Here is a 25,140-nt window from a genome sequence, read left to right on the forward strand (position 1 = left end):
AGCCTTGGCGTGAAGAACCTTGGCGTGAAGGGGCATGGCGTGAAGGGGCTGCGTCTGCCCAGCAAGTGGCATCTGGTGCTTCTGCCGATGTCGGTGGTGACCGTGCTGCCGTTCGTCTGGATGATCCTCAGCTCGGTGATGACCCAGGGCGAGCTCAACCGGTTCCCGCCGCCGTTCTGGCCGGAGGGCATCGACCTGGGCGGCTACCGTACGGTGCTCAACGGCTCGAACTTCCCGCGCTGGTTCCTCAACAGCGTGATCGTGTCGGGCGCCATCGTGCTGGCCCAGCTGGCGCTCTGCAGCCTGGCGGGCTACGCGTTCGCCAGGATCAGGTTCACCGGCTCCAGGATCACGCTGGTCCTGGTCATCGCCACCGCGCTGATCCCCTTCCAGCTGACCGTGATCCCCACCTTCCTGATCTTCAACAAGGTCGGGCTGACCGACACGCTCGGCGCGCTCATCGTGCCGCAGCTCAGCTCGGCGGTCGGCATCTTCCTGATGACCTCGTTCTTCCAGTCGTTCCCGAGGGAGCTGGAGGAGGCCGCGCGGATCGACGGCTGCTCGCGGTACGGGGTGTTCTTCAAGGTGGTGCTGCCGGTGGCCCGGCCCGCGCTGGCCGCGCTGGCGGTCATCACGTTCATCACCGCCTGGAACGATCTGTTCTGGCCGGTGGTGGCGATCAACTCGGACGCCAACTACACCGTGCAGGTGGGGTTGACGTCGTTCCAGGGCCAGCACCGGGCCGACTGGCCGGCGATCATGGCGGGCACGGTGCTGACGACGCTGCCGGTGCTGGGCGTGTTCCTGTTCGGCCAGCGCCGGTTCGTCCAGGCGCTGACCGGCGCGGTCAAGGGCTGACCGGGGCGGTCACGGGGCCACCGGCGCGGGCTCAGCCCTGCTCGGCGACCGCCCGCCGCAGGTTGTGGCCCACCTCTTCCATCCGGGCCGGCGACATCCTGTCCTTGATCGCGGTCACGCTCACCGCGGCGACGGGAGCCGTCCGCCCCAGGAAGACGGGGGCGGCCACGCAGCGCACGCCGGGTTCGTTCTCCTCCATGTCGAGCGCGTAGCCGCGCTGCCGGACCTGGTCGAGGTGGGTGGCCAGCTTGCCCGGGTTCGTGATCGTGCTGCGGGTCCTGTTCGCGAGCGGGCCGTAGCGGTCCGCCCAAGCCTTGATCGCCTCGTCGGTCGGGTAGGTCCACGCCAGCAGCGCCTTGCCCACGCCCGTGCAGTGGGCCGCGTTGCGCCCGCCCACCACGGAGGTCATCGTGATGGACCGCACCGCCTCGACCTTGTCCAGGTAGACGACCTCGCCGCCGTCCAGCATGGCCATGTGCACGGTCTCGGCGAACTCCTCGCTCAGCCGCACCAGCAGCGGGCGCACCAGCGTGCGCAGGTCCATGGTCTCGTAGAATCTGAAGGCCGTGGCGAGCATCTCGGTGCCCAGGAAGTACGGCCCGCTGGGCTCCGGCTGGGCGGCGAAGCCGCGATGCTTGAGCGCGCCGAGCAGCCGGTGCAGCGAGCTCTTGGGCAGGCCGAGCCGGGTGGCCAGCTCGTCGAGCGTCACCCCTCGGCTGTGCTTGCCGATCTCCTGCAGGATCAGCAGTGCGCGGTCGACGCTGCCCACCGGCGACTGGGCCTCGGCCATGGATTCTCCTAGCTATTCCGAATAATGGAATGCTATCGCGCATTGCGGAAACCTGGCTAGTCGCCACCCCAAACTCTTTACGGCATAAGCTATTGGGTGGATGATTGCTTTACAGCGTATGGAGTTAGAGGGAGATCCTTGATGACCGAGGCGAAACTGCACGACGGCAGCACGATTCACCTGGAGGTGCACGGCCAGGGCCCGACAGTGCTGCTGCCGGTCAACCCGGTGCCGATCGAAGGCACCAAGGCCGACGAGATGCGCAAATGGGGCGTCGACCCGGCGCTCGGCCGCAACCTCATCGACGGGCTGTCGGACGCGTTCAGGGTCGTCGCCTTCGACTACGAGGGCCACGTCCTGGCCACGCCCAAGCCGGACACACTGACCCCGGCCAACATCGCCGCCGACCTGCTCGCCGTCGCCGACGCCGTGGACGCCGCCCGGTTCGCCTACTACGGCTACTCGTGGCTCGCGCTCAGCGGGTTGCAGCTGGCGATCAGGACCGACCGGCTGTCGGCGCTCGTCATGGGCGGCTACCCGCCGCTCGGCGGACCGTACGCGGAGATGCTCAGCGTGACCATGGCCACCTACGAGATGTCCGGCCAGGACCCCGCTCCGCAGAAGGCAACGGAGCCCAACGCCGAGGACTCCAAGGCCGACGAGTACGACTGGGACTCCGCGGAGGTCACCATGACGGAGGCTCAGACCAGGCAGTTCGTCACCCTTTACGAGGGTCTGCAGGATTTCGACGACCGGGCGGCGCAGGCGAGCCTGAGCTGCCCGCGCCTGTGCTTCGCGGGCTCGGCCGACAAGATCGAGTACGGCGAGCGGTGGGGCGGCGTGGACGTGGACATCGCCGGGCCGATGGTGAACCGGCGCGCCGAGCTCGAATCGTTCGGCTGGGAGGTGCGCGTGCTCGACGGCCTCGACCACGTACGGGCGATGCAGGTCGCCAACGTCCTGCCGATCCTGCGGCCCTGGCTCGAGAGCCGGATCAGGTGAGCTCGGCGATGGGGACGCGGCGGAAGGCGATGGTGGAGTAGGCGCTGGTGTCACCCGTCTCGTACAGCAGCCCGACCGTGTCCGCGTCCACCCTGACCAGGTCCGAGTAGGCCGCGGGCAGGCCCGATACCGTGTGCACGGGTCGCCACGTGACGCCGCCGTCCGCGCTGGCCCGTACCGTCATCACCGCCCTCGCGTCGGGCGCCCCGGGAGCGGAGAACAGCAGGACGTCCGGCGCGTAGCTCTGCAGCACGCTGCCCTCCACGACCGGGCAGACCAGCCCGGCCTGCGGGCGGAACGGCGCTTCGAGCGTCTGCCCGCCGTCGGCCGAATAGGCGTCGGCCCGGTTGCCGGGAGCGGTGGAGTCGGTGCGGGAGTTGACGTAGAGGCGGCCGTCCGGCAGCTCGGTGGCCGTGGACTCGTTGATGTTGAGGTAGCCGTCGGGGTTGCCGTCGACGTACCCGATGCGCCATGAGCTGCCGCCGTCGTCGCTCAGCAGGCAGTGGCCGCCGTTGTACTTGCCCTCCGTGCCGTTGTCGCGGCCGGTCGGGGGCACCGAGTGGTTGGCGGGGACGACGAGGCGGCCCGCGTGCGGCCCCTGCCGCAGCTCGACCGCGTGGCCGGGACCGGTGGCGTACCAGCGCCACTCGGGCCGCTTCGCGCCGGCGGTGATCTCGCGGGGCGCCGACCAGGTGACGCCGTCGTCGTCGCTCGACTGGACGTACACGCGGCGGCCGTCGGCGGCGGCGACCTGGCCGCGCCTGATCTTGTCCTCGGTGGCGGCGGGTCCGTTGCGCACGTACACCAGGACGATCCGGCCGTCGCGGGTCACGACGGGGGCCGGGTTGCCCGCGGTGCCCTTGTGCGGTTCGGAGGCGACCACGCGCGGCCCGTCCCACGTGGCACCGCCGTCGGTCGACCTCTTGAGCACGATGTCGATGTGGCCCGAGTCGGCGGCCGAGCCGTGCCGCCCCTCGGCGAAGGCCAGGATCGTGCCGGCCTTGGTCACCACCGCCGCCGGGATGCGGAAGGTGTGGTAGCCGTCGGTGCCCGCCCGGTAGGGCACCGAGGTGAGGTAGCCGTGCGCCATCGGGTTCCTCCTCGTCCGCCTGCGGATGCGACCCTATGGCGCCTACGCACGGCCGCCGGGCCCGCTCACCTGTCCGCCCGCAGGCGATCATCCACTGCTGCACCAGCGTTAACTCCCCCTTCACCTGACCCGCGCCGAGCGTCCGCTGCCAGCCAATTACCAGGAACGCTGGGTAACCTCCAAGCGCATGACCTGGCAGCACAAGATCAACAAGGAGCTCGGCAGATACGCCGGCGTCCAGTTCTCGCGGGTCAGCAAGGCGGCTCCGGAGAGCCCGGCACGGCCGCCTGCCGACGCCGCCGACAGGCTGTTGAGCGAGCCGGTGTTCATCCTGTCGCCCGTCAGATCGGGCTCCACCCTGCTGCGCGCGATGCTCGACGCCCACTCCCTGGTCCACGCCCCCCACGAGCTGCACGTACGCAGGCTCGCGGTCGAGTTCGGAACGTCACTGGCGGAGCGGTCGATGGCGGCGCTCGGCCACAACCGGGCCGATCTGGAGCACCTGCTCTGGGACCGGGTGCTCCACCGCGAGCTGGTTCGCAGCGGCAAGCGGCACATCGTGGACAAGACCCCCGCCAACGCCTTCGCCCACCAGCGCATCGCCACCTGCTGGCCCGACGCGCGCTTCGTCTTCCTGCTGCGCCACCCGGCCTCCATCGCCGCCTCCTGGCACGAGGCCGCCCCGGACAAGCGCGACCGCGAAGCGGCCGCGGCCGACGCGCTGCGCTACATGAAGGCGGTCCAGCGGGCCAGGAAGGCGCGCACCGGCCTGACCGTGCGCTACGAGGACCTGACCGCGGATCCCGAGCGCGAGACGAGAGCCGTCTGCGAGTTCTTGGGCGTCCCCTGGGAGCGGGAGATGCTCGCGTACGGCCGGCCCGACGTGCTCACCAAGGGGCTCGGCGACTGGCGAGACAAGATCCGCTCCGGCAGCGTGCAGCCGGGCCGCGAACTTCCCACACCTGAGGAGGTGCCCGAGACGCTCCGGGCCATGTGCCGGAGCTGGGGATACTCATGAAGATCCGATATCTGCTGCTGCATGCCTACGGGCAGGGCGGGACGATCCGCACCGTCATCAACCAGGCCAACGCGATGGTCGCGCTCGGTCACGAGGTGGAGATCGCCAGTGCCGTACGACGGCGCGACAAGCCCCAGTTCGCCATCGACCCCCGCGTGACGCTGGTTCCGCTGGCCGACCAGCGCGGCGGCGTGCCGGTCGATTCGCTGGGCCGCAAGCTGTGGCGGAGGATGCGCGGCAAGATCGTGCCCTTCGGGGAGTTCGCCGCCGACTACTTCACCGAACGGGTGGAGAAGGCGGTCATCGACTACGTCTCGCGCCTCGAAGGCGGCATCCTGGTCACGACCCGGCCCGCGCTCAACCTGATCGCCGCCCGCCGTACTCCCAAGAGCGTCGTCTGCGTCGCCCAGGACCACATGAACGTGGGCGCCTACCCCGAGACGATCACGCGGGAGATCGCCCGCCACTACGGCCGCTTCGACGCGGTCGTCGTGCTGACCACGAAGAACCAGGTCGAATACCGCATCCTGCTGCCCGACACCCCCATCGTGCGCATCCCCAACGCGCTGCACGGGTCGGGGCCGGTCTCCAAGCAGGTGAACCCGGTCGTGGTGGCGGCCGGGCGGCTGGTCAAGCAGAAGGGCTTCGACCTGCTCATCCCGGCGTTCCAGCAGGCGGCGCGGCGGCATCCGGACTGGCGGCTGCGCGTGTACGGCGGCGGGCCAAGGAAGGCCGAGCTCACCGCGCTCATCGCCGAGCTCGGCCTGGAGGACCGGGTGCAGTTGATGGGCCGTACGGACCGGCTGGAGGAGAAGCTGGCCGGGGCGTCGATCTATGTGCTCTCGTCCCGCTTCGAGGGGCTGCCGATGGTGATGATCGAGGCGATGGGGCAGGGGCTGCCGATCGCCGCGTTCGACTGCCCCACCGGGCCCGCCGACGTGCTCACCTCGGGCAAGGACGGGCTGCTGGTGCCGCCCGGGGACGTCGCCGGGCTGGCCGACGCGCTCGACCGGCTGATGTCCGACAAGGCGCTGCGGCTGCGGATGGGGGCGGCGGCCAGGCGGACGGCCGCGAACTACCACCCCGACTCGGTGATGCCGCTGTGGGAGGACCTGTTCGCTGAGCTGCTGAGCCGCGAGCCGATCATCGACAGCTATTGGACCCGGTAGGGCGGTAACGACGCGCGTTCTGGGGTCAGCGGCCCTGGCGGTCGCGCCACTCGGAGACGACGCGTTCGACGTCGTAGGGCATCAGGTTGAGCGGCGGACCCTGAAGCCCGGTCCTGATCGCCTCGCGGATCCGCGCGTTGATCTCCTCGATGATCCGCCGCGCCTCGGTCTCCGACCTGGCTCCCACGGCCTCGGCGCGCGCCTCCTGCGCGTCCTTGCGCAGGGCGAGCGTCGGCGGCAGCGGCATCGACAGCCCCTCGCTGCGCACCTTCTGCTTGATCCACCACATCTCGTCGTAAGGCTTGTCGAGGTCAGGAAGCGGCTTGCCGGAGCCGGGCAGGTTGTCGAACTCGCCGCGCTCCGTCGCCTCCCGGATCTGCCGGTCGATCCATGACTCGAAGCTCATCCCACCCGGTTTGCGCTCTGTCATCCGCGACCCCTCTCCTCACCCAAGATTATGCCGAGGCGCCATCGGCGCTCGCCAGCCGAGCATGGCCTCGGTCATCCTCACGGCCGCGACCGTGACAGGGACGTCGTGCACGCGGAGGATCCGGGCGCCCTTCAGGACGGCGGTCACGTTCGCGGCGATCGTGCCCTCCGTCCGCTCGCGCTGCGGGCGGTCGAGGGTCTCGCCGATGAAGTCCTTGTTCGACAGGGCGACCAGGGTCGGGTAGCCGATCGAGGTGATCTCGTCGAGCCTGCGCATGAGCTCCAGCGAGTGGAAGGTGTTCTTGTTCAGGTCGTGGCCGGGGTCGATGATGATCCGCTCGGCGGGGATGCCGGAGTCGAGCGCGAACCGGACCCGCTCGCGCAGGAAGTCCGCGACCTCCGTCACGACGTCGCCGTACACCGGCCGGACGACCGCCTTCCCCGGGCCGCCGAGGCTGTGGGTCACGATCACGGTCGCGCCGCTCTCCGCCGCGACCGCGGCCATGCCGGGCTCCCGCAGGCCGTTGGTGTCGTTGATGACGTCGGCGCCGGCCGCCAGGGCCGCCTTCGCCACGTCGGCGCGGTGGGTGTCGACCGAGATGACGGCGTCCGTCACCTCCCGGATCTCGCCGATGACGGGGACCACCCGGTCGATCTCCTCGCCGACGCTGATGCCGTCCTGATCGGCGCTGAACGCGAACCCGCCGACATCCACCCAGTCGGCACCGGCCGCGACGGCGGTCTGCGCCGCCTCGACGGCCCTGCCCAGCTCGAACGTCCGGCCGTTGTCGTGGAAGGAGTTGGGCGTCCTGTTGACGATCGCCATGATGGCGACCTGGCGCGCGAAGTCGAACTCGCGGCGGCCGATGCGCCGGACGGGGAAGAGGATGTCGCTCACGTTGATGCACTCTCCAGGAGATTCGCCCAGCGATCGATGGACCCGTCGAACAGCCGGGCCACGAGCGCCGCGTCCATCACCATCTCCCCAGTATCGAGCCTCGGCTGTCAGAGGCCGACCAGGGTCTGGCTCACGCGGTGGCGGCCGCTTTCAGAATCTTCGAAATGCTCGACAAAGGCCCTCTGAGCACACCAAACTCTCCTGGCAGGGGGCGCGCGACGAGGGGCGTCACCGCCGCTCCCATCAGGTTGGCCGAGGCCCACTCTCCCAAACGGCGGTGGCCCCCGTGGACAGCGCGGTGGCCCCCATCGCCTTGGTCACCAGCGCGTCCACCAGCCAGGCGAAGCTGTCGTCCAGCGAGACGCGCAGCGCGAACACCCCGGCCGACTCCAGCGCGCAGAACCCCTGGACCGCGCTGCGGATGCCGCGGGCGGCGTGCACCAGGGCGGCTCCGGTCAGCGAGCCGACGGCCAGGACGTCGACGGTGACGGCCGCCGCCTCGTCCGCGGCATTGCGTACTTCCTCGTCGTCGAAGCCGTCCACCGCGAAGTGCGTGGCCGCGTACAGGGCCGGATGCTCGCGCGCGTATGCTCGCTGGGCGTGAGCCAGTGCCCTCAGGGCGTCGGCTCCCGAGCGGCCGGTGGCGGCGCGGCGGCAGTGGTCGGCGAGGTCGCGATGTCCCTTGACGGACAGGGCGATACGAAGGTCACGCAGCCCGCCGGGCAGGTGGACGTACAGGCTGGGCGCGGCCACCCCCAGATGGCGGGCCAGCGCGCTGATGGACAGGGCGTCGATGCCGTGCTCATCGGCATAGGCGATCGCCCCGTCTATCGTCGTCTGCCGCGTTAGTCTCTTACGCATCGTCCGCCCCGCAACCCTAACGGCTATAGGATTAATCCTAATACCAATAGGGGGGACTGACGTGATCACCAGGAGTATCGCGCGTCTTGCCGGAGCGGGAGCGGCTGCGGGTGTGCTGGTGGCCGCTATCGCCCTGCCTGCCGTGGGCGGCGCGGGGGCGCTGTTCAAGACCGCTTCCGCCGAGCTGAATCTCAAGGCGACAGATCTCCCCGAGCAGCCGCCGGCCGAGATGACCGCGATCCTCGACGCCAAGGGCAACCAGATCGCGCAGTTCTACGAGCAGTACCGCAAGGTCATCCCGCTGGCCGACATGGGCGACCTCATGAAGAAGGCCATCATCTCGATCGAGGACTACCGGTTCTACGAGCACGGCCCGATCGACATCGAGGGCACCGTCCGCGCGCTGGCGAAGAACCTGGGGACGGGCCGGGTGGCGCAGGGCGGCTCCAGCATCACCCAGCAGTACGTCAAGCAGGTGCTGCTCAACAACGCCACCACCGAAGAGGACAAGAACAAGGCGCTGGAGGCCACCTACGCGCGCAAGCTCAACGAGCTGCGCTACGCGATGGCCGTCGAGGAGAAGTACACCAAGGACCAGATCCTCGAGAAATATCTGAACATCGCCTACTTCGGCGCGAGTGCCTACGGAGTGGAGGCCGCGGCCCTGCGGTTCTTCGGCGTACACGCCTCCGAGCTCAGCCTGGCGCAGGCGGCCACCCTGGCGGGCGCCGTGCAGGACCCCAACTCGACCGACCCCAATCTCGGCAAGAAGTTCCGGGATCGCCTGGTGGTCCGCCGCAACACCGTACTCAACCGGATGGCCGAACTCGGCAAGATCACTCCGGAGGAGGCCACGGCGGCCAAGGCCAAGAAGCTCGGCTACAAGGGCACCCCGCTGCCCGGCGGCTGCGAGGCCAGTAAATACCCGTACTTCTGCGTGTACGTACGCAACGAGATCACCAAGAACCGGATCTTCGGCAAGACGCAGAAGGTCCGCACCGCGCTGCTCAGCCGGGGCGGTCTGAAGATCAAGACCACCCTCGACCCCAAGATGCAGGCGGCGGCCGACAAGGCCATCAAGAAGCACGTCTTCGCCACCGACAACCCGATCGCCAGCGAGGCCCTGATCCAGCCGGGCACCGGGGCGATCAAGGCGATGGCGGTCAGCAGGCCATACGGCACGTCCAAGCGGAAGCACCAGCTGTCGCTCAACGTGGCGGCCGACGTGGACCACGGCGGCGGCACCGGCTTCCAGCCCGGCTCGACCTTCAAGACGTTCACGCTGATCACCGCCCTCAAGGAGGGCATGAAGATCAACGACGGCTTCACCGTCGGCAGCACCTACACGGCCCCTTACTACTCCTCCTTCAAGAACTGCAAGGGCGAGAACATCGGTGACCCGTCACACGCCGTCAGCAACGACGAGGGCGGCGGCGGCTTCAAGTCGCTGCAGACCGGCACCTGGGGCTCGGTCAACACCTTCTTCCTGACGCTGGAGCAGCGCGTCGGCCTCTGCGACACCGTCAAGACCGCTCAGTCGCTCGGCATCAAGCGGGCCGACGGCGGCAGGCTGCAGGAATACGAGACCTTCACGCTCGGCATCAACGAGATGGACCCGATCACGGTCGCCAACGCCTACGCCGCCATCGGGGCGCGCGGCAAGTACTGCGCGCCGATGGCCATCACCCAGATCACAGACCGGGACGGCAAGGTCACCAAGTACGACCCCAACTGCCGCCAGGCGCTCGACCCCGAGATCGCGGACGCCACGGCGAACGTCCTGAGCGGGGTGTTCACCAAGGGCACGATGCGGGGCGTCGGCGGCATCGGCCGGGACGCCGCGGGTAAGACCGGCACCACCGACAACCAGGCCACCGCCTGGTTCGCCGGGTTCACCCCCGACCTGGCCGGCGCGGTGAGCATCGGCGACATCCGGGGCTCCCAGAAATACAAGCTCAACAACATCACCATCGGCGGCCGCTACTTCGGCTCGGTGTTCGGCGCGAGCGTGCCGGGGCCGATCTGGAAGGACACCATGCTGGCGGCGCTGAAGGACATCGAGCCCACCTCGTTCCAGCCGATCAACTCCGCCCGCTTCGGCGGCTGCGGCCAGGGCTGCGCTCCCGTACGGACGCCGACCGACGACGAGAAGACCGACACGGGCCCCGACGACGACGGGCCCATCATCGACAACACACTCCCCAACTAGCCGATCCGGCGTTCTGAGACCCGCGAGCCCGCCGTGCTCGCGGGTCTCGTGCTGACAACACTGTCAAATCGCCCTGTTAACAGCGGCGAAACATTGGTAACGTGGGAGCGCTCCCAGGATCTTTTTCCGCGAGGTGCTCCCATGTCTGAGCAGCCCACACTGGCACAGGTAGCGGCCGAAGCGGGGGTATCGCCCGCGACTGCCTCAAGGGTCCTCACCGGCTCCGTACGGGTCAGCACCTCGACCCGTCGGCAGGTCTACGACGCGGTGTCCCGCATGGGATACGTACGTCATCGCGCGCCCAGGGGATCGGGGGCCAAAGGACCGGCCGCCGGGGTGACGGCGGTGGTCTGTGATCATCTGCCCCGATTATTCTCCGAGCCCTACTACGCCAGGCTGCTGTCGGCCGCCGGTGCCGTACTGGCCGAGCACGGCACGCAGCTCATGGTGACGACGGTGACCCCGACCGCCTCGGTGCTTCCCGAGTTAGGCGGCGCGGTGCTCCTCATCGGCGCCCGCGAACGCCATCCCCTGGCCATCAAGCTCTGCACGTCGGGCGTGCCGGTGCGGAACGTCGGCCGCCCCCCGCACGACCTCAAACTGCCGTACGTGGACGTGGACAACCACGACGGCGGCCGGCAGGCCGCCGAGCACCTGCTGCTGTCGGGCCGCCGGACGATCGCCGCCATCGGCGGCCCGCCGTCCCTGCCAGGGGCGCGAGACCGGCTCGACGGCCTGGTGCGTACGCTGCGCACCGCCGGAGCGACGGAGGTGCCCGTCGCCTACGGCGACTTCACGGCCGCCTCTGGCACCCACGCCATGCAGTGGCTGCTGCGGCACGCCCCAGGTCTCGACGCTGTCTTCGCCGCCTCCGACCTCATGGCCGCCGGCGCGGTCCAGGCCCTGCGCCGCGCCGGTCGCCGGGTCCCCGCGGACGTCGCGGTGATCGGCTTCGACGACGCCCCCGTCGCCCGGCGTACGGTCCCGGCCCTGACCACGATCCGACAGCCGGTCGAGGAGCTCGCGATGGTCGCCACCCGATTACTACTGGCCGGGACGACCGGCATCGACCCCGTCCTCCCCACGGAACTGGTCATCCGTGAGTCGGCTTGACCCGGGTGACGTCCTGGCCCGCAGATATCTGCTGCTGGATCCCCTCGCCCGCGGCGGCATGTCGGTGATCTGGCGGGCCTTCGACCAGTCGTTGCACCGGCTGGTCGCGGTCAAGGTGCTGACCGCCTCGCTCCAAGCCGGGCTCGGCGAGCGCGTCCGCGTACGCAGCGAGGCCCGCGCCGCCGCCCGGTTCCTCCACCCGGACGTGATCGACATCTACGACTACGGCGAGACCGTGACGGAAGACGGCGAGGTGGCGGCCTACGTGGTGATGCCGCTGCTCGACGGCAGTACCCTCGGTGAGCGCATCGCCGAGGGGCCGCTGCCCTGGACCGAGGCCGCGGCGATCGCCCTGCGGCTGGCGCGGGCGCTGCGCGACGGGCACGCCCGGGGCGTGGTCCATCGGGACGTCACCGCCGACAACGTGCTGCTCACCGCGTCCGGCCCGAAGCTGCTCGACTTCGGGATCGCGGCCGCCTCCGGCGACCCCGACGACGACCGGGGCACGCCGCCCTACGTCGCCCCCGAACGGCTGGCCGGTGCCCCCACCCATCCGGCGGTCGACGTGTACGCGCTCGGGGTGCTGCTGTTCGCCATGCTCACCGGCCGTACGCCCTATCCGGAGACCACCTGGGAGCAGATCGAGGCCGCCCACCGCACCTCGCCGCCGCCACGGGTGACCGGCGTGCCGCACGGCATCGCCTCACTGTGCCGGAACTGCCTCGCCCACGATCCCGCGCGGCGGCCGACCGCGGCGGAGATCGCGGACTCGCTGGCCGCCGCACTCGCGGGCGCCGCGCTCGGCCGGCGGGTACGGCGTGGCCTGGCCGTCGCCGGGACGGGCGTGATGATGCTGTCCTCGGTGCTGTGGCTCAACCGCCCGGTCGACGACCTTCCCACCTCGCCCTCGCCCCCCGCCGGCACCACGGTCACGCCGCGGACGTCCGGCCAGGCGCCTGGCACCATCGCCACGCCGCGCACGTCCGACATCACCACCGCCACGCGAGTGCCCGGCGATGGCGCCCTGACGGCCGGGCCATCCGGGAGCCCCGCCGCCACCGCGTTACCGTCGGCCACCGCGGAACCGGCCCTCACCACGGGGCCATCCGCCCGCGCCATCCAGCGGTCGGTCGGCCAGGCGCGGACGGCCCGGCAGGCGGTGGACGGGTTCCACGGAACGCTGTCAGGCGCCGGGGCGTGCGGGGCCACCGGACACGACGTCACGCTGGACCTCCAGCAGGTCCTGCGGGGCGTGCTCGACTCCCCCGACCCCATCGAGCCCGGCATGGCGAAGCTGAAGCGCAAGCTGGCCGACCGCGAGCGCGAAGGCCGCCTCACACCGGCCTGCCGGACACAGCTCCAGGCCCGTCTCGACGAGATCGCCACCGCACTGGGCCCCCAGTGAGGGGTACGGCCGGACCGCGATGAGCCGCGGCCGGCGAACCGTCCACACTGGCCGTCGGGCAGATCGGCCGCCGCCACGACGCCGGAAAGCCCTGCCCAGGTCACAGTCGTCGGTGCTGAGCAGGGCTACGATGAGCAGGAACGCTTGGGGAGGAGCGGCATGGCGGAACCCACGGACGCGCTCCCCCAGCAGGTGCTGAGCCCGCTGACCAGAGCGGCGATCTTCATCGTGGCGACGATCGATCCGGGTGGCGGACCGGCGGTCCGAGACCTCCTCTCCGACCTGGACGCGCTGCAGGGCCGGGCCGCACCCCTCACCCGCAGTCAGCTACAGCTGTATCCCGACGCCGTCTGCGTGTTCCCGTCGGGCCGGCTCGCCTGGAAGCCGAAGGTGGTGCTCCCGCCGGGCGCCAGGGCGCCGTTGTGTGACAGGTTCCTGGCCGTCACGGTCTGCCCGCTGACCGTGAGGGTCGCGTTCCAGGAACCCGTGACGGTGTGACCGGCGGGCAGCGTGAAGGTGACCGTCCAGCCGTTCCTGGCGGCGGTGCCGGTGTTGGTCACGGTCACGGGCTGCACGACGTAGCCGTTGCTCCAGGCGTTCTGCACGGTCGCGACGGCCGAGCAGCCACCGCCCCCGCCGCCCGAGGTGGTCACGCTGACCGTGTTCGACACCTGTGACTGGTTGTTCGCGCCGTCCCGTGCCCGGACCTGGTAGCGGTAGGTCGTGGCGGCGTTCAGGCCGCTGTCGGCGTACGAGGTGGTGGTGCTCGTGCCGACCTGGGTGAAGGCGCCGCTGCCCGTCGCCCGCAGGATGTCGTATCCGGCCAGCCCGCTGCCGCCGGAGTCGGTGGAGGCGGTCCACGACAGGGTCGTACCGCTCGACGTGGTGCCCGACGCCGTCAGGCCGGACGGCGTGGTCGGCGGCGTCGTGTCGGTGCCGCCTCCCGATGTGGTGTACGAGAACGCGTTGACGGCCAGCCCCGTCCCGCCGACCCAGGGCTCGAACCCGGCCTGCACGCTGGTGAGGTACCACGACCGCTGGGCGTACCCGCGGCTGATCGCGTCGGAGAGGAAGGAGTCGATGGTGAAGTCCAGCGAGGAGGTGGCCGAGGTGCGGACGTAGGAGATCACGTTCCAGCCGGTGTTGCCGAACCAGACCTGCCAGGTGCCGCCCGCCAGGCTCACCGTGCCGACGGGCGAGCCGACCGGCTGGATGGAGCCCTGCTTGTTGAGCCAGACCATGATCTCGGCCCCGGTGTTCTGCCCGTCGGTGCGCGGGGTCGGGTCGAACCAGATGTCATAGGCCGCGTCCCAGACGCCCGCGCTCGGGTAGCTCATCCTGACGCTGGTGCGCAGGTTGCGGAAGCCGCTCGCGTCGGCCCGCATGGGCAGGCCGCTGCCGGTCGTACAGAGGGTGTAGTGGCAGCCCGCGAAGATCGACGGGTAGGAGGCGGGTGCGCCGTTGGTCGGCTTGTTGTGCGCCGCCTGGGTGATCGTGAAGCCGGCGGCGGCCTGGTCGACGTCGATGCACTGCGCCGTGTCGGCTCCCCAGATGTTGTTCTGGACGATGTACTTGTTGCCCTGGATGCTGGTGGAATCTATCTTCCCGCAGATCACCGGGGCGGCCTGGGCCGGAACGGCGAACAGTCCCGCGGCGAGGATCGAGCCGATCGCCGCGATGATCAGGTTGATGTGCACGCGCCTCATGGCATGTTGCTCCCGCTTCTCTGACAAGGAGGATTGGGAGCGCTCCCACACAGCAGCATCATGGCCGACGCGGTCCCTCGGCAAGCGCCCGCCCGTGCCACCGCCCGCAGTGAGGCGAGCGACCAGGCAAACCCTGACCGGGACGGGGTGAAAGTTTCACGCCGCGTTGTCGGCCGGGCCGGCGCGTGGTTCAATCCGTCTAGCTGCCGGGCGGGCAGGTCGTGGGCGGGATCTCTGTCGCACGAACAAGGGAATCCCCATGAGATTCATCCGGTCGGCGGCCTTCGCCGCCGCTCTGGTGGCGACACTGCTCGCCTCCGCCCTGGTGGCTCCCCAGGCGCAGGCGCATGGCGTCACGATGTTCCCCGGTGCCCGTACCTACCTGTGCTGGAAGGACGGCCTGCGGGACAACGGGCAGATCATCCCCTATAACCCGGCCTGCGCGGCGGCCGTCGCGCAGAGCGGCGCCACGCCGCTGTACAACTGGTTCGCCGTGCTGCGCTCCGACGCCGGCGGCCGTACCAGCGGCTTCATCCCCGATGGGCAGCTCTGCAGCGGCGGCACCGGCGGCCCGTACGACTTCACCGCCTACAACGCCGTCCGCTCCGACTGGCCGCTCACCCACCTGACCTCGGGCGCGAGCATCCAGATGTGGCACAGCAACTGGGCCCAGCACCCCGGCACGTTCGTCTACTACATCACCAAGAACGGCTGGAACCCGAACGCCCCGCTCAAGTGGTCCGACCTCGAGTCGTTCGGCAGCGTCACCAACCCGCCGGCCACCGGTGGCCCCGGCGCGCTCAACTACTACTACTGGAACGTCCAGCTCCCGTCCGGCAAGAGCGGCCGGCACATGATCTACGTCGACTGGGTCCGCTCCGACAGCGCCGAGAACTTCTTCAGCTGCTCCGACGTCGTCTTCGACGGCGGCCACGGCGAGGTCACCGGCGTCGGACCCGGCGGCAGCACGCCCGACCCCACCGTCACCCCGACTCCCGCACCGCCCGGCGCCTGCTCCGCCACCTGGCACGCGACCGAGAACCCCGGCTGGCCGGGACACTTCCAGGCCGACGTGACGGTCAAGAACAACGGCACCACCTCGCTCAACGGCTGGACGGTCAAGTGGACCTTCAGCGGCGGGCAGGGCCTGGACGGATCGCCATGGAACGGCGTGCTGAGCGCGCAGCCGCCCAACGTCACGGTCAAGAACGCCACCTACAACGGGCAGCTCGCGCCGAACGCGTCCACCTCGTTCGGGTTCAACGCCACGGGCACCGCCCCCACCCCCGCACCCACGCTGACCTGCACCAGCCCGTAGGTCATGCGCATTCTGGGAGAGATGAGGACCAGAAGGGCCGCGGCGATCGCCGTCGTGGCCCTGATCCCCGTCGCCGGTGCGGCGCTGTTCGTGGGCCTGCACCAGGCGGGGCGATCGGACCTGCGCGACCAGCTCGCCGCCCAAGTCACGGACATCCTTGAGAGATCCACGCCGGCCGAGCACCACGACCACGGTCACGACTTCGGCGAGCAGGCCGGCCGCGTCGTGTGCGCGGTCGACCCGTTCGGCTACGACCCGCCGACCGCGACCACGATGGCCCAGGTGAAGTGGGTCTACGCCCGCCACATGTGCGCCATCACCGGTCCGGGCGCCGGGTGGGCCGTCTCGGTGCGCGCCTCGGGCCCGCTCGCCGTCCGGCTCGGCGATCCACCTCTGATACGGGTGCCCGCGCCGGGCGCCGGTTATCCCGAGCGGGTCCGGCAGGTGATACCCCAGCGGTATCAGGAGGAGGCGTTCGGCGAGTTCGCCGACCAGGACGCGATCGAGGCGGCCCGCCAGAGGTTCGCCCTGGTGACGGCCCGGTGACCTGGTGGCGTTCGACCCGCCGCCCGGCATGCGGACGCGGCCGGCAGGAGGGGGAGGTCTCGCGGCCGGCCGCGTCCACGCCATCCGGGCGGGATGGTGACATGGAACGGTTGCACCAGTGACGGTTGTCGGCACCACCTCCTCATAGACCGGCCGGATCGACCGATCCGGCTGCTTCGTGGCGTTGACCGGCCGGTGTGGCGTAGTCGCCGCACCGGCCGGTCCGGGGGTTCAGTTCGCGCAGGTGTAGCCGGACGGCACGGTGGTCTGGCCGTTCGGCCGGCCGGCCTGGAAACCGAAGGCCGTGCTCGCGTCCGGCCCGAGCGCGCCGTTGTAGCTCAGGTTCCTGGCCGTCACGGTCTGCCCGCTCACCGTCACCGCGGCGTTCCAGGAGCCGGTCAGCACGTGCCCGGCGGGCAGCGTGAACGTCACCGTCCAGCTGGTCCTGGCCGCGCCGCTGGTGTTGGTCAAGGTCACGGGCTGCACCACGTACCCGCTGCTCCTCTTGACCGCGTTGGCGGTGGCGGTGGTCCAGTCAGGGGTGACTTCGTACCGCTTACATGAATGCCGGTGGCGGCGTGCGCAGGCACGGAGAGGAAGAGCAGCGGGAGCAACAACGTGGCGAGCGCCGCGAGCCGGGTTCTCATGGGCGGCCTTTCGATGGTGACCCGCCCCGCCGACGTGGCAGGACGCGGCGGGGCGGGGCGATCATGAGGGACGGATCACGGGAAGAGCCGTCCGTACTCGGCCAGGGCGACGGCTACGTCCACCTGCGCCCAGAACCGGTGATAGTTGAAGACCGGCGCCGGGCCCGTGCCCTTGATGAAGGCGTCGACCTTCGCGTAGTCGGGGTCGTTCTTGTAGAAGGACCTGATCGACAGGAACGTCGAGCTGGAGTTGATCGGGTCGCCGTTCGGCATGGTGCCGCTCCAGCCCGGCGGGACGTAGACCGGGTCGGCGAGGCGCTTGTAGTCCGTCTTGGTCTCCGGCACCGACACACCCTTGGCGTCGCGGTACTTCCAGATGCCGTCGAGCAGCGCCTTGGCCGTGGTCCTGGCGGCCGTGTGGTTGGCCTTGGCGGCGTAGTACATCAGGGTCTTGGCGTAGGCGCCGGCGACGCCGACGTCCTGCGTGTAGTCCACGATCGACACGTGCAGGCCCGGGTTGGCGGCGGGCATGCCGCTCGCGGAGCTGAAGTCGCTCGCGGGCTGACCGGTCCAGTGCAGCGTGGACGGGATCTGGTAGCTGCCGTCCGCGTTGACCGTGGTGTTGGCCAGCGCCCAGGTGACCCACTTGTCGAGCAGCGTCTTGGCGCTGGCGTTGCCGGTGGCGTAGTAGTACTCGGCCACCCGCTCCATCGTCCACGCCTGGAAGCCGAACCACTGGTTGGACGGCGGGTCGTGGTAGACGGGCTGCCAGTCATAGGTCATGCCGAAGAACTTGGGCAGACCGGCCGGCGGGGTCCCGTAGTGGCCTTCCCAGCTGTTGGTCGCGCCACCGGCGATGGCGCCTTCGGCCGACTGCAGCCAGGTGTAGAACTGCAACTGCCGGGTCAGGCTGGTGCTCCAGTCGGTGACGCCGGTCGAGCTCTTGGGCTTGAGCTCGGCGACGTTCGACAGGGCCCATGCGGCCAGCGGGTTCTGGTAGCCGGAGTGGTTGTGGCTGGAGCCGATCCGCCAGGCCCACCCTGCGTTAGTGTCGGTCGCGCCGCCCCAGGCGTAATACCAGGACAGCAGGTAGTTGGAGGCGTCCTTGCCGGTGCCGGCCGCGCAGGAGGGGCTGGTGCAGCCGGGCTTCTTGAAGTACTTGTCGTACATCGCGTAACGCAGGTAGTCGCCCATCTTCGCGGCCTTGCCGACCGACGCCGAGATCTGCGACTCCTTGCCCTGCGCCTTGGCCCAGGTCTGCGCCCAGTACGCCGCCTGCACGGCCCGCGCGTCGGCGTCGGGGGCGTTGGTGTACTTCCACTGCTTGGCGTACGAGTTGTCCTTGACGAACAGGTCGAGGTAGCCGTTGGGCCCGCCGAACTTGAACTGGTCGCAGGACGGCTGCGGGATCGTCTCGAAGACCGACTCCTCGGGGCCGCGCTGGTAGGTGTTGATGTAGGCGGGCTTGGTGGTGCCGTCGCCGCAGCGGCCGAAGCCGTAGGTGTTGTCGACGTCCAGCAGCCAGTGCATGCCGTAGATGTCGCCGGTGCCGTAGGCGCTCTTCAGCTCGTTGGCGATCGGGTCGGTGCCCACGCTCACGCTGGTGTCCAGCGGTGACGGGTAGTTGTTGATCGAGGTGGACTCGGGGGCGTACGTGGCCGGCTTCGACGGGGAGTAGAAGGAGTTGGTCGGCTGGTCGGCCGTGGCCGGGATGATGTACTTCTCCATCGTCGCCCAGGCGGTGTTGAACTTGGCCCAGTCGCCGGTGATCTGCCCGTAGACCGCCTCCAGCCACAGGTAGTAGCTGAACGCCTCCGACGTGGTCTCGTGCCCCTGGTCGGGCGCCTCGACCATGAAGGTCTCCAGCGAGTGGTACGGCACGCCCTCGGGCGAGAAGTAGCCGTTGGCCGGGTCGTGCAGCTCGTTGTAGAGCTCGGTGAACCGCCTGACGTACTCGTTGTCGCCACCCGGCAGGTCGTCGTCGGCCTCGGTGGCGGTGACCGTGATCGGGCTGTAGCCAGTGGCGCTCACGGTGAAGGTGGCCGAGCCGGCGGTCGTGTCGGCGTCGTCGGCGGCGGCCAGGGTGACGTTCTGCGCGGTGTTCCAGTTGGCGGTGGTGAAGGTCAGGCTGCCGCCCGAACTGACCGTGAGGTCGGTGTCACCGCTGGTCCGCACGGTGGCGACGGTCACGTTGCCGGTGGGCGCCCGCGACAGCCGGACACCGAACGTCGCGGTGCCCTTCTCCGGCACGGCCAGGCTCGTCGGGCTCACCACGAGCGCCGGCGTGTTGTCGGCCGTCACGGTGATCCCGACGGGCGAGGAGGTGGTGGTGGCGCCGAGGTTGTCCGTGGCTCTGGCGGTGATCGAGTAGCTGCCGGCGGGCACGTTCGGCCAGCTGTAGGCGTACGGGGCGACGGTGTCGCTGTTCAGCAGCGTGGTGCCCTGGTAGAAGTCGACCTTGGCGATCGTGCCGTCGGAGTCCGCCGCGGTCGCGGCGATCGGCACCGTGGCGGGCGCCGCGAACGTCTGCCCGGCGCTCGGCGAGGTCAGCGCCACGGTCGGCGGCTGATTGACGCCGGCGCCCCCGCAGGTGACGCCGTTGACGGTGAAGGCGGTGGGCTTCGGATTGCTGCCGGTGAAGGTGCCGTTGAAGCCGATGGTGGTGGAGGCGCCGGTGGCCAGGTTGCCGTTCCAGTCGAGGCTCTTGGCGGTGACGGCCTGGTTGTTCTGCGCCCAGGTGGCGCTCCAGCCCTGGCTGAGCTTCTGCGTGGTCGTGGGGAAGCTGAAGCCGAGCGTCCAGCCGTTGATCGGGTCGCCGGTGTTCTTGATGGTGACGCTGGCGGTGAAGCCGGGGCTCCAGTCATTGGTGGTGTACGTCACCTCGCAGGCGACGGCCGCGCTGGCGGGCGTGGCCGTCAGCGCGGTGGTCGCCCCGGCTATGAGGACAAGCGCAAAAGCCGGTGCGAGCCGCCTTCTCAGGCGCGCGAGCATTGTGTACGACACGAGGTCTCCATGGGAGTAGTGGGTGGGAGCGCTCCCAAAATGGATTGTGGGTGGCCGTATGGAGATGTCAACGGAATGCCGTCCCGATGTCCCGCATATTTCCTCCCACCTGGCTGCGTGGCATGAAAGTTTCATGGCCGTTCCACGACATACAGCGAGCATGCCGGGTCGGCGGCCCAGCCGCTCTTCACCGCACCCTGTACACACCCGTGAGCACGGCTCAGTATGGGAGCGCTCCCACAACGTCAGCTCTAGCTCCTGGAGATGATTGCTCGTGAAACTCCACCGCGGCCTGCGCAGATGGGCCGTGACCGCGACCGCCGCCGGCCTGGCGGCCTTAGGGCTCGTCGCCGGCCAGACCACGGCCGCGCAGGCCGCGGTCGCCTGTGACGTCGCCTACACGCCCAACACGTGGACGACGAGTCCGGGGCAGGGCGGCTTCACCGCGAACATCACACTCAAGAACCTCGGTGACCCACTCACCGCTTGGACGCTGGCCTTCGACTTCCCCACCGCCGGGCAGAAGTACGTCCCGAGCGGCTGGGGCGCCACCTGGAGCCAGAGCGGGACCCGCGTCACCGGGCAGAGCCTGTCCTACAACGGCAATCTCGCCACCGGCGCCTCGACCAACATCGGCTTCAACGGCACGTGGAGCGGCAGCAACCCGAACCCGGCCGCCTTCACCGTCAACAACGTGACCTGTGGCGGCGGCAATCCGACGACGCCCTCGGTCGTCACCTCCGCGAGCTCGGTGTCCGTCAACGAGGGCGGCACGGCGACCTTCACCGCCAAGCTGTCGGCCGCGCCCACCGCGAACGTGACCGTCGCCACCACCCGCTCCAGCGGCGACACGGACCTGACCGTGAGCTCCGGCGGCTCGCTCACCTTCACCCCGAGCAACTGGAACACCGCCCAGACCGTGACCCTCGCGGCGGCCCAGGACTCCGACACCACCAACGGCACGGCGGCCTTCAGCGTCGGCGGAACCGGCGTCACCGCCGCCACCGTCAACGCCACCGAGGTCGACGACGACACCACGCAGACGCAGTCGCTGGTCGTGACCCCGGCCGCGGTGACCGTGCCGGAGGGCGGCAGCGCCACCTACACGGTCAAGCCGGCCATCCAGCCGTCCGCGAACCTGACCGTCACCTCCACGGCCGGCAGCGGCGACGCCGACCTCACCGTGACCTCGGGCGGCTCGCTCACCTTCACCTCTGCCAACTGGAACACCGCCCAGACCGTGACCGTGAGCGCGGCCCAGGACTCCGACACCACCAACGGCACGCGTACCTTCACCGTCGCCTCCAGCGGTCTGACCAGCCGGACGGTCACCGCCACCGAGGCGGATGACGACGGCACGCCGACCCCCGGGCACGTCGACAACCCGTACGCGGGCGCCACCGGCTACGTCAACCCCAACTGGAAGGCCAGGGCCGCGGCCGAGCCGGGCGGTGCCGCGGTGGCCAACACCTCCACCGCCGTGTGGCTGGACCGCATCGCCGCCATCGCCGGCAGCTCGTCGGTCATGGGCCTGCGGGAGCATCTGGACGCGGCCGTCACGCAGGACGCCGCCAATGGCTCCGCGCCGCTGACCGTCCAGTTCGTCATCTACGACCTGCCCAACCGCGACTGCTCGGCGCTGGCCTCCAACGGCGAGCTGCTCGTCGCGGAGAACGGGCTCAACCGCTACAAGACCGAGTACATCGACCCGATCGCCGCCATCATGAGCGACTCGAAGTACGCGAACCTGCGCATCGTCACGATCATCGAGCCCGACTCGCTGCCCAACCTGGTCACCAACCTGAGCTTCCCCAAGTGCGCCGAGGCCAACTCCACCGGCGCCTACGTCCAGGGCGTCCAGTACGCGCTGAACAAGCTGCACGCGATGTCGAACGTCTACACCTACATCGACGCCGCCCACCACGCGTGGCTCGGCTGGGACTCGAACTTCAACCCGTCGGTCAACCTCTTCTACTCCACCGTCGCCGGCGCCGCAGCCGGAGTGGACAGCGTCGACGGTTTCATCGTCAACACCGCCAACACCTCCGCGACCAAGGAGCTGTACTTCACCATCAACACCACGGTGAACGGCACCTCGGTCCGGCAGTCCAAGTGGGTCGACTGGAACTGGTACGTGGACGAGCTGTCCTTCGCCCAGGGCCTGCGCACCGCGCTGATCGGCAAGGGCTTCAAGCCGGGGCTCGGCATGCTGATCGACACCTCGCGCAACGGCTGGGGCGGCAGCGCCCGCCCGAGCGGCCCGAGCACCTCGACGGACGTCAACACCTTCGTCGACCAGTCACGCATCGACCGGCGCATCCACGCCGGCAACTGGTGCAACCAGAGCGGCGCGGGCCTCGGCGCGCGGCCGACCGCCAGCCCCGAGGCCGGCCTGGACGCGTATGTGTGGGTCAAGCCGCCCGGCGAGTCGGACGGCGCCAGCACGGACATCCCGAACGACGAAGGCAAGAAGTTCGACCGGATGTGCGACCCCACCTACACCGGCAACGACCTCAACGGCCACAACCTGACGGGCGCGCTGCCCAACGCGCCGCTGTCCGGCCAGTGGTTCTCCGCCCAGTTCCGCCAGCTGCTCCAGAACGCCTATCCGCCCGTCTCCTGATGAACACCTGCCCGTCCGTCTCCTGACGGCCGCTCGTCCGCCGGTCCCCTGACGTACGCCTGCCCGTCCGTCGCCCGGCGGCCATGACGAAGGCCCAGGCCGATCTTCGGCCTGGGCCTTCGCTCACTCTCCGCTTTTGCCCGCGTCACCGTCATGGGGGCGGGACGTCCTCGTCGTGCTCGTTCATGTAGTCGCCGCTGTCGAGCGGCATGCGCTCCGGCTCGCGCCGCTCCGCCTCGATCCGCTCCGCCTCGATCCGCTCACGGCGGTCCGGGCCGGTCTCCTCGGGCCGCTTCTTCCCGCGAAGGCTGCGCAGGTAGTCGACGGGGCTGGTCACCGTCTCGTCCTCTTCGAGCGGCACGGTCTCCTCGGTGACCTCGACCTCCACGTACTTGTAGATGTGTACGCGGGCCGTCCTCGTCCCGGCCGTGTCCTCGCCCTCGCCCTCGCCCTCGTCCTCGTCGTGCGTCTCGTGGCCACTGAGCCCCGTGCCGGGCTCGACCGCCGTGCGCTGCGACGGCACGCCCGTGGGCCGGATGCCGTAGTGCCGGTAGAGCCTGGCCTCTTCCTCCAGCGAGAGGCGGCCGTCGAGGTCGATGTTGGGCGCGTCCTTGATGGTGTCCTTGTCGAAGGGAACGCGGATCTCCTCTCCCGACCGGCGGGCGTTCATCAAGGGGACGAATGTCTGCTTCACCCCGAAGAGCCCGGTGCGCACGGTCACCCACTCGGGTTCCCCCGTGCTGTCGCTGAGATAGACCTGCCCCACCTTTCCGATCTCCTCGCCGTCCGCGCCAATGACACGGCTGCCGAGCAGGCTGCGGATCTCTGTTTGCATGGCCACGGCGATCCCTCCGAGTCTCGTCCGTCGCCCGGCGGGCATCGCCGACCGGGCTCAATGTGAACGAATACCCCCAAACCCCGCAAAACCACACGTTCTACGCGAGGTTTGGGTCCACCTTGGACAGTGCTTTGGATGGATAAATAGCTAAAGAACGGGCTAATTACTGTTCAGAGAAAGGGAGTCGTTCAGCCGTCAGTAAGGCGATATCCCGCAACGAAAGGGCTATCGTGCAGGCATGGCGAGCTATCCCCCTATGCGGCCGCGTCTGCTCGCTGCCATGCGTGGCCGATGGACCGCCCCATGTCCTGGCTGACCTACGCCTGCCAGCACCTGCCCGGCGCGACGGTGATCGCCGTCGGCGGCGAGCTGGACGCCACGAACGAGAGCAGGCTCGACGCCTTCATCCGCGAGTGCCGCCAGCGACCCGGCGACCACCTGGTGTTCGACCTCGCGGAAGTGCACTTCATGGACAGCGCGGGGCTCCGGCTGCTGCTCAGCACCTATACCTTCTCCCGGCAGCACGGTGGCAGCGTCCGCCTGGCGGCGCTGCAGCCCATGCCGGCCCGGCTCGTCGAGGTCACCCGGATAGGCGAGCACCTGCCGGTCCACGCCACTCTCCAGGACGCCCTCACCGCCGCGCTGTCCCCGCCCGAGCCGCCCCACCGCCGCCCCCTCACGGGCAACGGCGGCTCCGGCGCGGCCTGAAGCCTGCGCCGGGGGCCGGACGGGTCAGCTCTTCTTGGGCTTGGCCTCCTCGTCCTTGACCAGGCTCCCGCAGGTGTAGCCCGGCTCCCGCTCGGGGTCGAGGCGGATGTCCCCCAGGTTCGTCGACTCGGCCGGGCGCCGGAACGTGGTCATGTAGTCGCAGTCGTAGAAGACGTACGTGCCGTCGCTCTCGCCGAGCAGCATGAGGTCGCGCCCGTCGTACAGCGGCTTGTCGTCACCGTCCTTCACCACCACCCATTGGTCCTGGAACCCCACCATGTTCAGCAGGTCGTTGGCCTGCCCGGTGTTACGGACGTCCCCAGCGCCCATGATGAGCCCGATGAGGAGCAGCATGCCCAGCCCGATGCCGGTGAGGGCGCCCACGAGCACCTTCATCCCGGCCCGCCCGACCGGCTTGCGGCGCAGCAGCCGGAACGGCACCACGAAGGCCAGAACCCCGAGCACCAAGGCGCCCAGCACGTGCAACGGCGAGATCTCCAGCGTGAGCACGTAGGAGGTGCTGAGGTAGGTGACCCCGCACCAGGCGGCGGCGATGACGGCCGCGATCCACGGCCGCCGCCTGACGGCCTGGACGAGCCGGTTCACCGCGCCGCGCGTCACCTTGTCGAGCAGCCACCCCACTGCCACCAGGATCCCGATCAGGGGCAGCAGGATGAGCAGGAGCATGATCAGCGTGCCCATGAGCCGCCCGAGCAGGACGGACTGGTCGATCCCCGCTTGTTCGGGATTGATGTCGAAGACCCAGTACATCTGCTGAATGCCCAGATACAGCATCGCGTAGAGCGCGACGCCCACCGGTACCACCACGGAGCCGATGAGCTCCAACATCCCCACGACGCTGCCGGACGCCTCCTCCTCCGCGGAAGGGCGAGGAGGGATATCAGTAAG

21 protein-coding genes are annotated in these 25,140 nt (G+C 69.6%); 11 read left to right on the forward strand and 10 right to left on the reverse strand.

What is annotated here, in order from left to right; translation table 11 throughout:
• Positions 1–39: 39 nt before the first annotated feature.
• On the forward strand, positions 40–858 hold the full coding sequence (locus LDL49_RS22930) for a carbohydrate ABC transporter permease (protein ID WP_225293184.1): 819 nt from the start codon (positions 40–42) through the stop codon (positions 856–858).
• A 31-nt stretch (positions 859–889) separates the two neighbouring features.
• Here LDL49_RS22930 and LDL49_RS22935 read toward each other — a convergent pair whose 3' ends face one another.
• The gene (locus tag LDL49_RS22935; RefSeq protein WP_225293185.1) at positions 890–1,648 is read right to left on the reverse strand and encodes an IclR family transcriptional regulator; all 759 of its coding nucleotides are present in this window, start codon (positions 1,646–1,648) and stop codon (positions 890–892) included.
• 141 nt (positions 1,649–1,789) lie between these two features.
• Between LDL49_RS22935 and LDL49_RS22940 the strand changes: the two genes are divergently transcribed.
• On the forward strand, positions 1,790–2,650 hold the full coding sequence (locus LDL49_RS22940) for an alpha/beta fold hydrolase (protein ID WP_225293186.1): 861 nt from the start codon (positions 1,790–1,792) through the stop codon (positions 2,648–2,650).
• On the opposite strand, the gene LDL49_RS22945 is transcribed toward LDL49_RS22940, so the two are convergent.
• Entirely contained in the window at positions 2,643–3,740 is a 1,098-nt protein-coding gene (locus LDL49_RS22945) for a sialidase family protein (RefSeq protein ID WP_225293187.1), read from the reverse strand. The two genes, LDL49_RS22940 and LDL49_RS22945, sit on opposite strands and share 8 nt — an antisense overlap.
• A gap of 187 nt (positions 3,741–3,927) precedes the next feature.
• Here LDL49_RS22945 and LDL49_RS22950 point away from each other — a divergent pair, with 187 nt between their 5' ends.
• Together LDL49_RS22950 and LDL49_RS22955 are read left to right on the forward strand one after the other, a co-directional pair.
• Positions 3,928–4,758, forward strand: coding sequence for a sulfotransferase family protein (locus LDL49_RS22950; RefSeq protein ID WP_225293188.1), 831 nt, complete (start codon positions 3,928–3,930; stop codon positions 4,756–4,758).
• A complete protein-coding gene (locus LDL49_RS22955; protein WP_225293189.1) occupies positions 4,755–5,927 on the forward strand; it encodes a glycosyltransferase family 4 protein in 1,173 nt (390 codons plus the stop codon). Before LDL49_RS22950 ends, LDL49_RS22955 begins: the two co-directional genes overlap by 4 nt.
• A gap of 25 nt (positions 5,928–5,952) precedes the next feature.
• Here the strand turns inward: LDL49_RS22955 and LDL49_RS22960 are convergent, their stop codons facing one another.
• The 3 genes from LDL49_RS22960 to LDL49_RS22970 form a co-directional block, all read right to left on the reverse strand.
• A complete protein-coding gene (locus tag LDL49_RS22960; protein ID WP_225293190.1) occupies positions 5,953–6,357 on the reverse strand; it encodes a DnaJ family domain-containing protein in 405 nt (134 codons plus the stop codon).
• Between the two features lie 15 nt (positions 6,358–6,372).
• Complete coding sequence (gene folP, locus LDL49_RS22965; protein WP_225293191.1) at positions 6,373–7,254, reverse strand: dihydropteroate synthase; 882 nt, start codon at positions 7,252–7,254, stop codon at positions 6,373–6,375.
• Between the two features lie 243 nt (positions 7,255–7,497).
• Complete coding sequence (locus LDL49_RS22970) at positions 7,498–8,115, reverse strand: TetR/AcrR family transcriptional regulator (RefSeq protein ID WP_225293192.1); 618 nt, start codon at positions 8,113–8,115, stop codon at positions 7,498–7,500.
• A 61-nt stretch (positions 8,116–8,176) separates the two neighbouring features.
• Here LDL49_RS22970 and LDL49_RS22975 point away from each other — a divergent pair, with 61 nt between their 5' ends.
• The 3 genes from LDL49_RS22975 (at position 8,177) to LDL49_RS22985 (ending at position 12,842) form a co-directional block, all read left to right on the forward strand.
• Positions 8,177–10,324 carry a transglycosylase domain-containing protein gene (locus tag LDL49_RS22975; RefSeq protein WP_225293193.1) on the forward strand — a complete coding sequence of 716 codons (2,148 nt, stop codon included), beginning with the start codon at positions 8,177–8,179 and terminating at the stop codon, positions 10,322–10,324.
• A gap of 141 nt (positions 10,325–10,465) precedes the next feature.
• Positions 10,466–11,437 carry a LacI family DNA-binding transcriptional regulator gene (locus tag LDL49_RS22980; protein ID WP_225293194.1) on the forward strand — a complete coding sequence of 324 codons (972 nt, stop codon included), beginning with the start codon at positions 10,466–10,468 and terminating at the stop codon, positions 11,435–11,437.
• Positions 11,424–12,842 carry a serine/threonine-protein kinase gene (locus tag LDL49_RS22985; protein WP_225293195.1) on the forward strand — a complete coding sequence of 473 codons (1,419 nt, stop codon included), beginning with the start codon at positions 11,424–11,426 and terminating at the stop codon, positions 12,840–12,842. The genes LDL49_RS22980 and LDL49_RS22985 overlap by 14 nt, the downstream gene beginning before the upstream one ends.
• A gap of 323 nt (positions 12,843–13,165) precedes the next feature.
• Here the strand turns inward: LDL49_RS22985 and LDL49_RS22990 are convergent, their stop codons facing one another.
• Positions 13,166–14,548 (reverse strand): GH12 family glycosyl hydrolase domain-containing protein, encoded by a 1,383-nt coding sequence (locus LDL49_RS22990; RefSeq protein ID WP_225293196.1) that lies wholly within the window; start codon positions 14,546–14,548, stop codon positions 13,166–13,168.
• Between the two features lie 259 nt (positions 14,549–14,807).
• Here LDL49_RS22990 and LDL49_RS22995 point away from each other — a divergent pair, with 259 nt between their 5' ends.
• Together LDL49_RS22995 and LDL49_RS23000 are read left to right on the forward strand one after the other, a co-directional pair.
• A complete protein-coding gene (locus LDL49_RS22995; protein ID WP_225293197.1) occupies positions 14,808–15,866 on the forward strand; it encodes a lytic polysaccharide monooxygenase in 1,059 nt (352 codons plus the stop codon).
• Positions 15,867–15,887: 21 nt separating this feature from the next.
• Complete coding sequence (locus LDL49_RS23000) at positions 15,888–16,412, forward strand: hypothetical protein (protein WP_225293198.1); 525 nt, start codon at positions 15,888–15,890, stop codon at positions 16,410–16,412.
• A 231-nt stretch (positions 16,413–16,643) separates the two neighbouring features.
• Here the strand turns inward: LDL49_RS23000 and LDL49_RS23005 are convergent, their stop codons facing one another.
• Complete coding sequence (locus tag LDL49_RS23005; RefSeq protein WP_225293199.1) at positions 16,644–16,901, reverse strand: cellulose binding domain-containing protein; 258 nt, start codon at positions 16,899–16,901, stop codon at positions 16,644–16,646.
• A 233-nt stretch (positions 16,902–17,134) separates the two neighbouring features.
• Positions 17,135–20,062, reverse strand: a complete 2,928-nt coding sequence (locus LDL49_RS23010) for a glycoside hydrolase family 48 protein (protein ID WP_225293200.1) — start codon at positions 20,060–20,062, stop codon at positions 17,135–17,137.
• 274 nt (positions 20,063–20,336) lie between these two features.
• On the opposite strand from LDL49_RS23010, the gene LDL49_RS58445 reads away from it, so the two are divergent.
• Positions 20,337–22,685: a glycoside hydrolase family 6 protein gene (locus tag LDL49_RS58445; RefSeq protein WP_308016174.1), complete on the forward strand. Its 2,349-nt coding sequence runs from the start codon at positions 20,337–20,339 to the stop codon at positions 22,683–22,685.
• A gap of 151 nt (positions 22,686–22,836) precedes the next feature.
• On the opposite strand, the gene LDL49_RS23025 is transcribed toward LDL49_RS58445, so the two are convergent.
• Positions 22,837–23,520: a PRC-barrel domain-containing protein gene (locus LDL49_RS23025; protein ID WP_225293201.1), complete on the reverse strand. Its 684-nt coding sequence runs from the start codon at positions 23,518–23,520 to the stop codon at positions 22,837–22,839.
• Positions 23,521–23,826: 306 nt separating this feature from the next.
• Here LDL49_RS23025 and LDL49_RS23030 point away from each other — a divergent pair, with 306 nt between their 5' ends.
• Positions 23,827–24,231, forward strand: a complete 405-nt coding sequence (locus tag LDL49_RS23030) for an STAS domain-containing protein (RefSeq protein ID WP_225293202.1) — start codon at positions 23,827–23,829, stop codon at positions 24,229–24,231.
• Between the two features lie 24 nt (positions 24,232–24,255).
• Here the strand turns inward: LDL49_RS23030 and LDL49_RS23035 are convergent, their stop codons facing one another.
• On the reverse strand, positions 24,256–25,080 hold the full coding sequence (locus LDL49_RS23035; RefSeq protein ID WP_225293203.1) for a hypothetical protein: 825 nt from the start codon (positions 25,078–25,080) through the stop codon (positions 24,256–24,258).
• Positions 25,081–25,140: the final 60 nt, after the last annotated feature.

It is taken from the genome of Nonomuraea aurantiaca, from assembly GCF_020215705.1.
In the GTDB taxonomy this organism is placed as follows: Bacteria; Actinomycetota; Actinomycetes; order Streptosporangiales; family Streptosporangiaceae; genus Nonomuraea; species Nonomuraea aurantiaca.

Bases quoted from the DNA above. Each gene is read 5' to 3' on its own strand.
- LDL49_RS22935 (WP_225293185.1), bottom strand. From the start codon at position 1,648: ATGGCCGAGGCCCAGTCGCCGGTGGGCAGCGTCGACCGCGCACTGCTG.
- LDL49_RS22940 (WP_225293186.1), top strand. From the start codon at position 1,790: ATGACCGAGGCGAAACTGCACGACGGCAGCACGATTCACCTGGAGGTG.
- LDL49_RS22945 (WP_225293187.1), bottom strand. From the start codon at position 3,740: ATGGCGCACGGCTACCTCACCTCGGTGCCCTACCGGGCGGGCACCGAC.
- LDL49_RS22950 (WP_225293188.1), top strand. From the start codon at position 3,928: ATGACCTGGCAGCACAAGATCAACAAGGAGCTCGGCAGATACGCCGGC.
- LDL49_RS22955 (WP_225293189.1), top strand. From the start codon at position 4,755: ATGAAGATCCGATATCTGCTGCTGCATGCCTACGGGCAGGGCGGGACG.
- LDL49_RS22960 (WP_225293190.1), bottom strand. From the start codon at position 6,357: ATGACAGAGCGCAAACCGGGTGGGATGAGCTTCGAGTCATGGATCGAC.
- LDL49_RS22970 (WP_225293192.1), bottom strand. From the start codon at position 8,115: ATGCGTAAGAGACTAACGCGGCAGACGACGATAGACGGGGCGATCGCC.
- LDL49_RS22980 (WP_225293194.1), top strand. From the start codon at position 10,466: ATGTCTGAGCAGCCCACACTGGCACAGGTAGCGGCCGAAGCGGGGGTA.
- LDL49_RS22990 (WP_225293196.1), bottom strand. From the start codon at position 14,548: ATGAGGCGCGTGCACATCAACCTGATCATCGCGGCGATCGGCTCGATC.
- LDL49_RS22995 (WP_225293197.1), top strand. From the start codon at position 14,808: ATGAGATTCATCCGGTCGGCGGCCTTCGCCGCCGCTCTGGTGGCGACA.
- LDL49_RS23000 (WP_225293198.1), top strand. From the start codon at position 15,888: ATGAGGACCAGAAGGGCCGCGGCGATCGCCGTCGTGGCCCTGATCCCC.
- LDL49_RS23025 (WP_225293201.1), bottom strand. From the start codon at position 23,520: ATGCAAACAGAGATCCGCAGCCTGCTCGGCAGCCGTGTCATTGGCGCG.
- LDL49_RS23030 (WP_225293202.1), top strand. From the start codon at position 23,827: ATGTCCTGGCTGACCTACGCCTGCCAGCACCTGCCCGGCGCGACGGTG.
- LDL49_RS23035 (WP_225293203.1), bottom strand. From the start codon at position 25,080: ATGTTGGAGCTCATCGGCTCCGTGGTGGTACCGGTGGGCGTCGCGCTC.